The organism is Candidatus Paceibacterota bacterium (assembly GCA_035452965.1).
Taxonomy (GTDB): domain Bacteria; phylum Verrucomicrobiota; class Verrucomicrobiia; order Limisphaerales; family UBA8199; genus UBA8199.
The window spans coordinates 30,518-43,933 of record DAOTCE010000030.1 but is presented as its reverse complement, the minus strand read 5'-3'; the positions used below and the strand labels follow the sequence as shown (position 1 = coordinate 43,933).

Genomic DNA, 13,416 nt, shown 5'->3' with positions numbered 1-13,416 from the left:
GCGCCATAGCTAGAAGCAAGAACAGAAAGCGAGCGCCGCGAATCCTGTTTTCCGCTTGCGTCGGTCAAAGGCGAGGAATAGAAGATTGCTCTATGATGACGCAGGCCAGGCTCTCCTTGAAACCAGTGCTGGCGCTGGTCCTCTGGCTCATGTTTGTGATCCCTGCAAGCAGCCAGACTTCGTCGGAGCGCCCGCGCGCGCGGCAGGCCGGCATAAGCGTTGGTTTACTGCCGCCGGGTCCTTTGAACGCAATTACCGATGTGGCCGGCGTTCGCGTAGGGCACGCGACGCTGCGGGAAGGTGATTCGATTCGCACCGGTGTCACGGCGATTCTGCCACACGCGGGAAATCTCTTTGAGGACCGTGTGCCTGCGGCCATCCACGTGGGGAATGGCTTTGGGAAATTGCTCGGCGTCACGCAGGTCCGGGAACTGGGCGAATTGGAGACGCCAATCCTGCTGACTTCGACGCTGAGCGTCTGGCGGGCTGCAGACGCCCTGGTCGCCTGGCAGCTTGCTCAACCGGGGATGGAGGATGTTCGTTCCATCAACCCGCTGGTGGGCGAAACCAATGACGGCTTTCTCAATGACATCCGGGCACGACCTATCCGCCGCGAGCACGTTGTGCGCGCGCTGGAGAGCGCGGCGGATGGTGCCGTCGAGGAAGGCGCGGTGGGAGCCGGCACCGGCACCGTGGCGTTCGGCTGGAAAGGAGGAATCGGCACCAGCTCGCGCAAGCTGCCCGCAAAGCAAGGCGGGTACACCGTCGGTGTGATTGTGCAGAGCAATTTCGGCGGGGATCTTACAATCAATGGTGTGCATGTCGGGCGGGAATTGGAACAACAGAACTCGAAAGCAGCGCCCAGGGAAGCGCAAGCGCACGTCGCCCCGCCTGCCGGTGACTCTTCGGGCCGCCAAGATGGCGACGGCAGCATTATGATCGTCGTCGCCACCGATGCGCCGTTAGGTGCACGCTCCCTGGAGCGCCTGGCATCCCGGGCGATCGTCGGTCTGGCGCGCACCGGCTCGACCATGGCGAACGGTTCGGGCGACTACGTGATTGCCTTTTCCACGGCCCCGGAATGCCGTCGTCGTCGTGGCGACACGATTCATCGGGTGGCCGAGCTCGCCAATGATTCGATGTCCCCGCTCTTTCAGGCCGTGGCGGACGCCACGGAAGAAGCGATCTACAACTCCCTATTCCGGGCAACCACTACCAAGGGATACAAAGGCACAGTCAGGGCGCTACCGCTGGACCGTGTGTTGGAATTGCTCCGCCAAGCTGGCAGTGTTAGTGGTGATGATTGATGCGGGTGGCGCATTGGTTGCCCGGCCCACTGTCTTCAAGCGTTGCGTTTGTTGCTGTTCGATGAGCCTCAATTCGCGCCCAAGGCTTTGGAGCGTGCGGATATTGCCGGCCACGTAGATCAGCATGATGACCAGGAGCGCCAACACGATGATGACCGCTGATCCCCTCTGACGATGGCGAGGGCGCGAACGGAAGGGCGTGGGCTGTGCGGCGTGAGCGAGAGGCAGTTTCATTTAGTGGCTGGCCGTTTGGGGACGGTGATGAAGGTGAAGAGCGGGCGGACACGGCTGGGCTTGACGCTTCCGCTGCCGCGTGGCGCAAGCTCGAGTTCCCAGCGCCAGGCGGTGACCTCGTCGCGCGGGTCAGGCGTCATGGTGGAGGATTTCACGTTGGGCAACAGGCGCACCCAGGTGCCGCCGCCGAGTTGGCGAAACACCGCATTGGTGCAAAAGTGATAGGTGATTGCGCCGTGAGCGCTGTCGAGGTGAAGAGATTCCCCGGCATCTTTCTTTTCGAGGCGCGGTTGACTGGTGCTGGAGCGGACGTCGGTTCGCCAGCGTTCGCCGGCGTGGAGGGCGCCGACGATGTCGTCGGCGTTGCGACGCAGGGCAATCGAGCTGTCCAGGCAGCGATACATGGCCGAATAGCCGACTCCAAGCAGCGCCAGCACCACAGCGATATAGATGAGGATCTCAATAAGGAAGTAGGCGCGCTGGCCAGCACGCGGGCTCCGAGTTCGAAGCAAGGAATGAGTGTTCATTGCAAGATTGCTTCCCGGGTGACGGGGCCGCCGTGGTCCTTGACTGCTGGCTGCCACCGGAGCCTGAGCTTGCCGGGTTGAACCGAGAGGGTGAAGCGGCCCGGCGGCAGATTTGTGGCGGCACCAGCGCGGATTTGGTAGTCATGAGTGCCCGGAGGGAACGCCCGCCACTCGCCGGCGAGCAGGGCTTCCATTTCGCCGTCCACGATCTCGATGGCCACCGCACGCTGGTAGTAGGAGCGGGCCAGACGGCGTTCACAGGTGAAGGAGTAGGCGATGGGCAGCAGGACCCCGATGACAATGGCCAGGGCGACGAGGAGTTCGACCATGAGGGAGCCTGCGTGTCGGGCGCGCGGGCCGCGCGTCCCTACCTTCGGACAAAATGGCTTGCGAATCACCATATGCAGGAGCCGTCGATGAGTTGGATCAGCACGAGGAACACGGCGGTCAGGATGGAGGCGACGATGAGGCCGTTAACGAGGACCAGGACGCTGGTGGTGGCCTGGGCGGCGGCCTGGTGGATTTGAAAGGCGCGGGCATCGAGGGCTTCGTGCCAGCTGGCGAGGGCGCGGACGAAGCCGGTGCCGCGCTGGAGGGCGTTGGCGAGGCGCCATTGCAACTCAGGGGAGCCGTCCAGGGCGCGTATGGCTTCGGGGAGTTTGACCCCCTGCTGGAGGCGGGCGCAGACCGTGTGGGCGCGGCGGAGGAGGGAGAGGTTGGCGGTGGACTTGGCGGCGAGGGTGACGGCCTCGGTCTCGGGCACTTCGGAGTCGAGCAGGACGGCGAGCATGGCGGAGAAATCGCGGTGGAGGCGTTTACGGCGCCAGGGCAGGAGGGCCAGCAGCCAATCCTGCGTGGCGGGGAACAGGCGGTGCACCCAGCCGTGCAGGCGCGGGCCGCCGACATAAGCCAGGGCGGCCAGCCAGACCACGGCAATGACGGCGGTCTGAATGGTCATGATCAGGGTGTCTCCCCCGAAGACGAGCCGCGTGAACGCGGGCAGGCTTTGCCCTTCAAGCATGCCGGCGAAGACCTCCCTAAAACTGGGCAGGACACGGGTCTTGAGCAGGAGCGGCACTGTCACGACGGCAGGCGAAATGGCAAAGGCGACGAGAATGAGGTAGTTGTGCGCGCCGCGGACGTAGGAGACGCTGTCGCGGAGCAGGACGCGGCCGGCGGGGATGATCTTGCGGATGTCGCCGATGCGCGCACCGACGTCGAGCATGGCGCAGACTTGCGGTGGCAACAGGCGGGGGACCTTTTCGAGGGCCTGCGGGAGGCTCAGGCCCTGCTCGATGCGGGCGGCCAGGAGATGAAACCGGGCGCCCAGAGAGCGATCGCGGCTGGCGGCGGCGCGGGTGATGGCTTCCTCGGGGGTGTGGCCTTCGTCCACGCCGAGTTCGAGGAGGTCGAGGAACAGGCGGGCGCGCTCGTTGCGGCGGAGGGGCAGCGTGAAAAGGAAGTAGATGAGGTAGCAGACGCCGCAGATGGGCAGCAGGCCGACGACGATGTAGGCGAGTAACATCAGCACCCCCAGGACGATGGCCTGCAGCGGGTCCGAGTGGAGGAGTTGCAGAAGGCTTTCGTTCATGGTTGGTCAATCGCCGACAGACCCGGGGTCGCTGCCGAGCGCATTCATCATCCAGGTCATGGTGCGAACGAGAGGGAACGCTTGCCAAAGGACCATTTGGCCGAGGAGGAGGATGGAGACCGGGAGGGCGCCGTAGAGGGCCATTTCGATGCGGTAGGAGGCGCGAGCCTGGTAGATTTCAGCGGCTTTGCGGAAGCCGGCAGCGATGTCCTCGCCGCCCTTTTGGACCAGCCAGAGGAAAAGTTGCGGGAAGGGGCGGGTGTCGCCGGTCCAGGCGGCAGGTTTGCCCTGGCCGGCCTCGACGAGCTGGCGCCAACGGGCGAGGGTGCCGGCGGCAGGGGTGTTGCTTTCGAGGGCTTCGGCAAGGGCGAGCGCCTGGGGGAGGGTGGTGCCGTTCTTGAGCATAAGCGTCATGGCCGAGGCGAGTTGGGCAAGGCTGGCATCGCGGAAGCCGGGCAAGCGCCAGCGCAGGGAGGCGCGCCAGGCCGGGATGCAGGCGGCGGCGACACCCAACACTGCGGCGAGAGCGAGGATGACCGGGGGCATCCAGATGGCGGCGGTCGCGGGGGCGAAATTGAATTGCAGGCCGACTTCATGGCCGATGCGGGCCAGGAAACCGTTGAAGTTCACAGAGATGAGGATGGTCAGCCCGAGGGACAGGAGGATGACGATGAGCGGATAGACCATGAGGCCCTTGAGGCGGGTCCAGAGGGCGTTGGCGCGGTAGTAGTGGTCGGCCAGCAGGGTCAGGACGCCGGGCAGGTCGTTGCCGCGGGCGCCGATCTCGACCATGTGGCGGTAGAGGTCGGGCAGGGAACGGGCGGCGAGGGCTTCCTTGAGGGGGGTGCCGCGAGCGAGGTCGGCTTCGAGTTGCTCGATCTGGTTTCGGAGGGGGCCGGCGCGCATGCCGGCGCAGAGCTGGTTCAGGGCGCCCTCGAGCGGGATGCCCTCGCGGAGCATCGCGGCCAGTTGCTGGTTGAAGAAGGCCAATTCGTCTAGTTTCATGTTCTCAAAGTCAAGACAGCGGCATCTGAAAGGTTGGACAGGGCAGGGAAGACTCCCTCACGCGGTATTTGTTCAAGGGGCGAAGGGGTGTCGAGGGCTGCGGAGATACGGGATCACCGGCGAATATTCATGCTGGTTCATCGTCGTGTGCCGTCCCTCGCCCTCCTCTGGCGGTGCGGTAACGGCGACAGCGCGGTGGGGGTGGCTTGTGGTTCCCATGGGGAGCGATCCCCATGGGATACACACCGTAGCACCACCGTGCCGCCACCGGAACACCAAGCCGAGGGTGCCGGGATTTCCAGGAACTGGTGGAGATTGAATGGCGGGATTGGAGGAGTCCATCACTGTCCTAAATCTGGACAGTAAGCGCCCTACAGCCCATCAGGGACGGTCCCTGAACGGCCACTAGACGGCCACTAGATGGACATGTGATGGCCACTAGACGGCCAGGAGACGGTCAGGAGGACGGCCAGGACACGGCCAGAGACGGGGTGGGAGTGGAGCATCCCAGGATCCGAGTGACCTCGCGGTCGTCGGTCAGGCCGGCTTGGACGAGGGCATGGGCGGAATCGGCCAGGGAGGGGTGGGCGGCGAGGCCGTCGAGGTTGCGGGCCGCGATGCGGCGGCGGAGCGGGGTGGCGAGGCGGAGCCATTCTACGAGTGGCAGGCGTCCACGGTAGCCGGTCGCGAGGCAGGCGGGGCAGCCCTGGCCGCGGCATTCGGGGCACAGGCGGCGGAGGAGGCGCTGGTTGAGGACGAGTTCGGTGGAGGAGGCGACGGCGGAATGGTCGGGGCAAAGGACGAGGAGGCGTTCGAAAACGCCCGCGCAGGAGCCGGCATGGAGCGTGGAGATGACGAGGTGGCCAGTAAGGGCGGCGCGGACGGCGATGTTGGCGGTTTCCTCGTCGCGCATCTCGCCGATCACGAGCACCTGGGGGTCCTGGCGGAGCAGGTGGCGGGCGGCTTTGGCGAAGTCGAGGCCGCGGGCTTCGCTGACCTCGGTTTGCATGACCCCCGGCACGATTTGCTCGGCGGGGTCCTCGACGGTGATGATGTGGCGGCCACCCTGGGCGACGAGGTGGCGGAGGCAGGCGTAGATCGTGGTGGTCTTGCCGCTGCCGGCGGGGCCGGTGAGGAGGAGCAGGCCGGCGGTTTGCGCGAGGAAGCGTTCGAGTTCGGCGCGGGCCTCGGTGGGGAAGTCCAGTTCCGCGAGCGTGCGGATGTTGGCGGTATCGAAGAGGCGGAGGACGATCTTCTCGCCGGTAACGGTCGGGTAGGTGGCGACGCGGATGTCGGTGCGGGCGTGGAGGTCGGCTTTGTCAATGCGGCCATCCTGCGGGAGGGATTCCTGGTAGGTCTTGAGCCGGGCGAGGAACTTGATGCGGCCGAAGACACGTTCGGCGAGAGCGGCGGGCAGCGCGGCGGTGGGGGTCATGACGCCGTCGAGGCGGAAGGTGACGGTAGCGGCGTCGGGCTGCATCTGCAGGTGGATGTCGCTGGCGCCCGCGCGTTCGGCCTGGGCGACGAGGCGTTCGAGGACCTGGGGGGCGGACTCATCGGGGTCCGCAGTCTCGTCCGCTGGCATATGCCGGTCTTTCGCCATGAATATATGGACAGCGATGGTGGCGATGCCGCACGCGACCGACAACGAAAAAGGAATGCGTTGCAGTAGTGTGGGGCTTGAGGAACGACCCTGCACTGACGCCGTGGCGGCGTCTCGGCAGAGCGCCGCTGATTGAAATTGGGAAAGTCACCGGCTTTCTGCCGAAAGCCGCTACGGGGGGCGGCGCGACAATGGGCCTTGCCTGGCAGGCGGGGTTATGGTGGGATCGCGGCGGCGGAATGAAGCCTGACTGGCATGGAATCGAGATTAGAATGCGGCGGTTTGCCAATCGCCGTTGCGCCTGCCCATGAGGCCGGCCCCGCTCACGCCCCAACCGCCGATGCATCATCTGCCGCGGCTGGCACCAGAGCACTACCGCGGCTTTGCCGCTGTCCTGTGGACAATCACCCTTGAGCAGTGCGCCACGGGCTGGCTGGACCCGCTGTTCCACGCCGCGTTCCGCGAATGCCTGCTGCACGCGGCGGCGCGCGAGCAATTGTTCTGCCCGGCCTACGTGCTCATGCCCGATCACATTCACCTGTTCTGGCTGGGAGTAAAGTGTGATTCCGATCAACGCAACGCCATGCGGTTTGTGCGCAAGCACCTCCAGGCGGAACTGACGCGCCGCTCAAGGCCCGGGGCGGAGTTCGGCTTGCAGAACCAGTCGCACGACAGCGTGCTGCGGGAGAAGGATCGCACGCGGGGCGCGCTGGCCAGCGCCTGCTTTTATGTCTGTGACAATCCACGGCGGAAGGGCCTGGTGGCGGACCCGCGCGACTGGCCGTTCCTGGGCGCCGTGGTGCCGGGTTACCCGTGGCTGCATCCGCTGGCTGCGGAATTCTGGCCGGAGTTCTGGAAGCTCTATACCGCTCAGCGCGACCCGACCCCGAAAGCTGCTCATCCTCTCGGCCCGTAGCGGCGGCTCGGCAGAGCGCCGGTGACTGGGGCGGCAGAAGTTAGCGGCTTTCTGCCGAAAGCCGCTACGGGAAGGGTGAGGTCAGGCGCAGAGGAGGCGGCGGTCGGCTGAGGTCAGCTCGCACCAAGTCGCTGGGGCGAGGTGGCGGAGCTCGAAGCGACCGATGCGGACGCGGATGAGGCGGAGAGTGGGGTGGCCGATGGCGGCGGTCATGCGGCGCACTTGGCGGTTCTTGCCTTCGAGTAACTCCAGGGCGATCCAGCAGGTGGGGACGGTTTTGCGGAAGCGGATGGGCGGGTCGCGCGGGGGAACGTCGGGCTGCGGATCGAGCGGCCAGGCGCGGCAGGGGAGGGTGCGGCGGTGTTGCAGTATCAGGCCCTGGCCAAGCTTACGCAAGGCTTCGGGGGTGGGGATGCGTTCTACCTGAGCCCAGTATTCACGTTCGTGGGCATGGCGGGGGTGGAGCAGGCGCTGGTTGAGGTCGGGTTCATCGCTCAGGAGGAGGAGGCCTTCGGAGTCTGCGTCGAGGCGGCCAATGGGATAGACATTGGCGGGGAAGCCGAATTCGGCGAGGGTGCGGTTGGGGGAGCCGTCGGGGGTGAAGCGGGAGAGGACGCCGCAGGGTTTGTGGAAGGCGAGGAGCACGGGGCGGAGGTGGAATGCTGGAATGATGGAGTAATGGAGTGATGGGGGTCAGGGGCGGACTTGGATGCGGTAGAAGCGGGGGGCGGCGGGGGTGTTGGTGACGGTGAAGTGCATGGGACTGGCGGTGGCTTGGAGCCAATCGCTGACGGGGGTCCATGCCTGGAGGTTGGTTGAGGCGGGAGGCGGGATGAGGGTGCGGTAGAAGCGGCGGGCGGACTGGACGGCGCTCAAGTCGAGCCAATCCATGTTGCCGCCGGCGGCGTTTGTGTGCACGGAGATCCAGCCACTGAGGTTGGTCGAGGCCTGGATTACGTACGGCACGTTGGCGGGAGCCTCGACATGGAGAGTGAAGGCTCCGCCAGGGTGGGCAAACGAGCCGGACAAGGTGGGCGGGGCCTGCGGCGGCAGGCCGCCGACGGTCTGAACCTGATACAGCCGGCCGGGGATGGCGGCCCAGTCGAGCTGGACGAGCTGGTTGGTCAGGGTGGTGACGCTGAGGAAGACGAGCCTGGACGCCGGATTGGTCGGGTTGGTGCCGGCGGTGAACTCGGCGTAATCGGACATGCCGTCCGCGTCTGAGTCGGTCTGCTGGGTGCGGTTGGTCGATGCGACCTCGAAGTAGTAGCGTTCCCAGGAATCGGAGATGCCGTTGCGGTTAATATCCAGGAAGGTGTAGTTGCCGGTGAAGGTGATGGTGTTCTCGCCGGTGAGGATGAGGGTCTGGTCGGGAGGGGTCTGATAGAAGGTGACATCGCTGAAGTGCACCGAATAAGGGCCCGGCGGCGCGTTGGTGAGGGTGGTCAGAGCGGCAGTGCCGCTTTGGCCAACGGGGCCGGTAAGGGTGAACTTGCCTTGGCCAATGTTCTTGGAGACGACGATGGTTCCACCGCCGGCCACGCCGGTGATGTTGACATCGTCCACGAGCCAGCCGTCGCCATCGGTGGACCCCTGGTAGAACCACACCAACTGGATCGTCTGGCCGACGAACGCGGTGAGGTCCACCACCACCTCCTCCCAATCCAGCACCGCTTGCTGCTGGTATAACCTCACGTAGGGGAGGAGGTCCGGGTCCGCGAAGCCGTTGGTGCTGATGCACAATTGCCCGTTCATGGACTCGGCACTGAAGTTGTAGCAGTGCCAGAAGGTCAGGGTGGCCGTGCTGAAGCCGGAAAGGTCAATGATGGGGCTGTAAAGGAAGCTGAGTGCCCAGGGAGGAAAGCCCAAGGTCTGGTCATGCAGGTTGCTGCCCCAGGCGTTTGTCCCCGAATACGCCGAGGTTTGCAAGCCGTTAGCAGGAGTCCCCAGCGACCAATCCAAGGACGAGCCCCACGTCGGACTCGGCATCACCGTCCAATCGGCGGCGCCGTTCTCGAAGTCTTCAAACAGAGGTGGACGCGGCGCTGGACGGGTGGTGAACGTATAGAAGGCGTTCGTATTGTTATCTACCGTCGTGTTGCCGGCCGCGTCGCGGCTGACCACCTGGTAATAGTAGTCACGATTGGCCTGGAGACCGCTCACGAGGACGGAATGGCTAGTGACCAGCGCCCCGCTGTAAGCAGTCCGGCCCAGCAGGACGGACTCGCCGTATTGGACGAGCGAGTCCGCAGGCTTGGAGGTGGCCCAGCTCACGGTGGCATCGCCAAAGCCGGTGACTGCGGAGACGCCGGTGATGACGGGCGAGACGGTGTCAATGGTGGCGGTGGCGACGGCGTCGCTGCTGTTCGAGGTGTCGAAGTAGGCGGCGGTGACGGTGTCGCCGTTGAGGACCCCCAGTTGGTTGGCTCCGTTGGTGGCGGCCAGTGTGAGGAAGCCGCGGAACAGGCCGGGGCGGATGGTCTCGTACAATTGCAGAGTGACTTGGTTGGTGCTGGAACTGGTCGAGAAGGTAGCTTGGGCGAAGCCGACGCCGGCGCGGTCGGAGTCGCCGACCTCGACGATGATCTGGTCGGGGATGGAATAGACGTCGCGGTTCAGGGTGATGCTGCCCACACCGTTGGCTCCGGGCGTGAGGAACTGGAGGATATTGCCCAAGAGAGCGGCGCGAGTATTGGGCGAGGCGCCGGTGGGCGGCACGGTTTCCAGGGGGAACGAGAGGAAGGCCATCCGGCCGGGGCTATCCACGCCGACGCGCGGGTAGGTCATGCCACAGGGCCGCCCGGAGTCGAGGTGGAAGAGAATAGGGCTGGCATTGGTGGCGGGCGTGAAGGTATCAGAAAAGTCAGGCCCGAAGGAAAACTCTTCGAACTCGAAGCCGGGGTAGAGGCTGTAATCGAGCGTAAGAGCGATGCCGCCCGTGAGGGGATTGCCGGCAGCGCCCAGGATCGCCGGCACGCCGAAGTCTTCGTCGCAGTCCATGCAGGAGGAGAGCGGGTCGGGGTTCTGCTTAAAGGTGCCCACCTGGAGGACATTCCGGCGGAACGGCACGTTGCCCACCTGGCTAAGGATGCCCATCGAAGCCATGAAGAACGAGCCGCCGCTATTAAGGTAATCCTGGAGCATGACTTGTTCCTGGGCGGTCAGCGTGTTATTGGTGGCGGACGGATCGGGAAAGAGGTCATCGTCCAGACCGTAGTTGATCACATCATCAATCAGGCGCCAGACCACCACCGGGAAGGGCTGCAGATCGGAGAGTTGGGGTGAGCCGCGCTGGGAGACCTTCCAGTGCGCGAAGGAGTAGCCGGCAGCCGCCAAGGCATTGGTATAGGTGCTGTCGGGGATGTCGGGAGAGCCGCTGACCGGCTCGTAAGCATCCACCAGCAGCACGGTCGGGGTGGGTACGGCGACGAAGCTGAAGAACTTACCTGCGTTGTTGTTGGTAGCGGCATTGCCGGCGGCGTCCGCCGAGACGACATAAAAGTAGTAGGTCTGGCCGGGGGTCAGGCCGCCCAGCCGGAATGAGTGGCTGGCCGTCAGCAGGGAATTGGTGACGGCTAGAGGGAAGGGGGAATTGGTGCTGGTGCCGTAGCGGAGGACGGACCAGGCCGGCTCGGACGTTTGCCAGGAGACGGTGATGACGCCGAGGTCAACATGTGTCGCCACGGCGCTGATGACGGGCCACACAAGGTCGGCCACCGCCGTTGCCACGCGCATGGTCGCAGAGCTGTCCAGGTAGCGCGCCTGGATGGTGTCGCCGGCATTGATTCCGAGCTCCCCGTCCGCCACGGCCACACCAAGGACGGTGGCGACCGCGCCTGTGAAAGCCCCATAGTTGCCGGAGGAAGTGAGGACGAAGTTCTCCCCGGCGGTCTCCGTGATGGTGCTGCGCAGCAGGACGCTGACGCTATTGCTAGCGGCGCGGGCGGGGTCAAAGACCGTGAGCCGGACCACGCCGGGGGCGGCATAGGCCGGGCGATCCAGCAACACGGAGCCCTCACCCGGGCGAGCGAGGTCACCGGAAACAACCAGCGCGAAGTCCTGCTCGATGGACGTCGTGTCGCGGGGATAGGCATCCTGCACGATGTGCCGCCCGCGGACGCGCACCAGATAGTCGCCCGGCAATGGCTGGGTGAGGTGGACGCCTTCCACATTGTTCAGGCTGTCGGGCGAGGGGGCGTTGGGGGCGGAATCACTGCCCGCGAACTGGTTGCCGCGGTAGAGCGTGCCGTCGGGGGCGATTAGCTCCAGGTCCAAGTCATTGACCAGGGCCGGGATCGCCCCCGCGAAAGCAGGCTCATCGGTGTAGGCCAGGGTGATCTTTAGCGGCTGGCCGGAACCGCGAACGAGCGCATGCTGGAGGTGCACCTGGCCGTTGGTCAGCAGAACGGTCTGGTCCAGGTACTGGTGATAACGCGGGGCGGAGGCGAGGTTGGTGACGATGATATTGGTCAGGGTGACGCGGCCCCAGCCTTCCTCGCTGTTGGGAATGGGACCGGGGCCGCCGTTCAAGGGGTCCAGCGCGTTGGCGGAATTGATGAGGGCCGCCTTGACGAGGGCGGGGGAGGGCATGGCGTTCGTGTGCAGGCTCTTGTAGTACTGGACGAAGACAGCGGCTGCGCCGGCAACGTGGGGCGCCGCCATGCTGGTGCCGCCCATATACGTGTAGTAGTCGTCAATGGCCGTCCAGGAGACGGAGGCTATGTCCCAGGCGTAGGAGGAGGCGGCGGAGGCGATCCAGGTGCCCGGCGCGACCACGTCCGGCTTGAGGCGGCCATCCTCGCAGGGGCCACGACTGGAGAAGTCAGCCATCGCGTCCGGTCCGTCGGCATAAAGGCCGTAGGTCAGCGCTATGGTGCCCGGCATGTTCTGGGATGCCCCCACCGCTATGACGTTCTTGGCGGAGGCCGGGCTATACAGGGTTTGCGAACCAGGCCCGGCATTGCCGGCGGCGAACACAACTATATAGGGGTGGTCGCCGGGTGCCGAAATGTCGGCGTTGCGCACCAACTCATCGAATTGGGCCGCATCGCTGTCATACTCGCCGTGGACCTCATTGCCCCAGCTATGCGAGCCTATGGCGGCTCCGTTGGTGACGGCGTCCCGCGCCAGGGCGTCGAGATTCGGAAAGGGAGTGGACTGAAGGCCTTGGTCGTCGAAGATCCGCTCGATGAAGAGGTTGGCGTTGGGGGCAACGCCCAAGCCATAGAACGTTCCGGAATCAGGGCTTTGCAGCTCGAATTCAGGGTCGAATCCGAGCGTGTTGGTTTCACCCGTCGCGGCGTTGCCGGCGGCAATGCCGGCGCAGTGCGTGCCGTGACCGTAGCCATCGGAGCCATCGGAGATGTTGTTCCCATACCACGAAAAACCGATCACCCGGCCTTCCAAGTCAGGGTGCATGGAATCGGGGTCCCCGCTGTCGAGGCCGGTGTCCGCCACGCAAATCGTTACGCCCGTGCCGTCGAAACCGAGTTGCTGAGTAACTGTGGGCGTGGCGACCTGCCCATCGTCTCCCCCGACGAGTTTGGACGCCGGCTCGTCCAGCAGTTTGCGGCGTGGAGTGCGCTCGATCCAGAGCACGGAGTCCAACTGCGCCAGCGTTTCGACGTTGGCCGGGGGCAGGGTTCCGCGTAGAAAGGTGCCCTGTCGCAGTCGGCTTTCTTGCGCGACGGCCGGGAAGAGGGCGCGCACCTGGGCGATCTCGGTGGGCGTAGCCCGGGGCGACAGCACCACCGTCACCTCCATGGTCTGATTGGTCTGCGGCGTCGCGCGCGCGGCGGCGGCCAGCCGCGGATGAATCTTGTAGTCGGGGCGATACGGCCCCACCCAACGGACGAAGCTCAGAGCTCGCACCTGTCCCGGTGGAGCGTTACGGAACCGGGCAATGAACGCATCCTCCGGCACATACTTGAGCAACTCGACACCCAGCGAACGCAACTCCGCCTGCCAGGCTGGTGTCACCGCCGCCTGAAACTGAACGAGGAAGAGCCCGGCCGCCGGAGCCTGGGCCGCGAGGCCCTGCGCCTTGGCGGCAGCATTCGTCGGGTACTCGGTGAAAATCGTCTCGTTGCGCAAGCGGATTGGCTTCGCATGAGTCGTGGGGCTGAGGAGCGCCACGAGCAGGGGAAGTCCCACAACTATACAAGCGCTACTCGGAAACAACAGTAGCTTCACCTCTTAACTCTAAGGGTAATCCTGCGCTAAAACAAGCACGG

The 13,416-nt window shown here is 65.2% G+C and carries 9 protein-coding genes; 2 read left to right on the top strand and 7 right to left on the bottom strand.

Annotated features, from left to right (window positions below; genetic code table 11):
* The first annotated feature begins 149 nt into the window (after positions 1-149).
* The gene (locus P5205_17805; protein HSA12220.1) at positions 150-1,307 is read left to right on the top strand and encodes a P1 family peptidase; all 1,158 of its coding nucleotides are present in this window, start codon (positions 150-152) and stop codon (positions 1,305-1,307) included.
* Positions 1,308-1,537: 230 nt separating this feature from the next.
* On the opposite strand, the gene P5205_17800 is transcribed toward P5205_17805, so the two are convergent.
* The 5 genes from P5205_17800 to P5205_17780 form a co-directional block, all read right to left on the bottom strand.
* The gene (locus tag P5205_17800) at positions 1,538-2,053 is read right to left on the bottom strand and encodes a hypothetical protein (GenBank protein ID HSA12219.1); all 516 of its coding nucleotides are present in this window, start codon (positions 2,051-2,053) and stop codon (positions 1,538-1,540) included.
* Positions 2,054-2,064: 11 nt separating this feature from the next.
* Positions 2,065-2,397 (bottom strand): hypothetical protein, encoded by a 333-nt coding sequence (locus P5205_17795; protein HSA12218.1) that lies wholly within the window; start codon positions 2,395-2,397, stop codon positions 2,065-2,067.
* 65 nt (positions 2,398-2,462) lie between these two features.
* Positions 2,463-3,659: a type II secretion system F family protein gene (locus tag P5205_17790; protein ID HSA12217.1), complete on the bottom strand. Its 1,197-nt coding sequence runs from the start codon at positions 3,657-3,659 to the stop codon at positions 2,463-2,465.
* Positions 3,660-3,665: 6 nt separating this feature from the next.
* Entirely contained in the window at positions 3,666-4,664 is a 999-nt protein-coding gene (locus tag P5205_17785) for a type II secretion system F family protein (protein HSA12216.1), read from the bottom strand.
* 457 nt (positions 4,665-5,121) lie between these two features.
* Positions 5,122-6,249, bottom strand: coding sequence for an ATPase, T2SS/T4P/T4SS family (locus tag P5205_17780; GenBank protein HSA12215.1), 1,128 nt, complete (start codon positions 6,247-6,249; stop codon positions 5,122-5,124).
* Positions 6,250-6,574: 325 nt separating this feature from the next.
* Here P5205_17780 and P5205_17775 point away from each other — a divergent pair, with 325 nt between their 5' ends.
* On the top strand, positions 6,575-7,183 hold the full coding sequence (locus tag P5205_17775) for a hypothetical protein (GenBank protein ID HSA12214.1): 609 nt from the start codon (positions 6,575-6,577) through the stop codon (positions 7,181-7,183).
* A gap of 81 nt (positions 7,184-7,264) precedes the next feature.
* Here P5205_17775 and P5205_17770 read toward each other — a convergent pair whose 3' ends face one another.
* Both P5205_17770 and P5205_17765 read right to left on the bottom strand, forming a co-directional pair.
* Positions 7,265-7,828, bottom strand: a complete 564-nt coding sequence (locus P5205_17770) for a pseudouridine synthase (GenBank protein HSA12213.1) — start codon at positions 7,826-7,828, stop codon at positions 7,265-7,267.
* Positions 7,829-7,876: 48 nt separating this feature from the next.
* Positions 7,877-13,336 (bottom strand): S8 family serine peptidase, encoded by a 5,460-nt coding sequence (locus P5205_17765; protein HSA12212.1) that lies wholly within the window; start codon positions 13,334-13,336, stop codon positions 7,877-7,879.
* Between the last annotated feature and the right edge of the window lie 80 nt (positions 13,337-13,416).

Bases quoted from the DNA above. Each gene is read 5' to 3' on its own strand.
- P5205_17805 (HSA12220.1), top strand. From the start codon at position 150: ATGTTTGTGATCCCTGCAAGCAGCCAGACTTCGTCGGAGCGCCCGCGC.
- P5205_17795 (HSA12218.1), bottom strand. From the start codon at position 2,397: ATGGTCGAACTCCTCGTCGCCCTGGCCATTGTCATCGGGGTCCTGCTG.
- P5205_17790 (HSA12217.1), bottom strand. From the start codon at position 3,659: ATGAACGAAAGCCTTCTGCAACTCCTCCACTCGGACCCGCTGCAGGCC.
- P5205_17785 (HSA12216.1), bottom strand. From the start codon at position 4,664: ATGAAACTAGACGAATTGGCCTTCTTCAACCAGCAACTGGCCGCGATG.
- P5205_17780 (HSA12215.1), bottom strand. From the start codon at position 6,249: ATGCCAGCGGACGAGACTGCGGACCCCGATGAGTCCGCCCCCCAGGTC.
- P5205_17775 (HSA12214.1), top strand. From the start codon at position 6,575: ATGAGGCCGGCCCCGCTCACGCCCCAACCGCCGATGCATCATCTGCCG.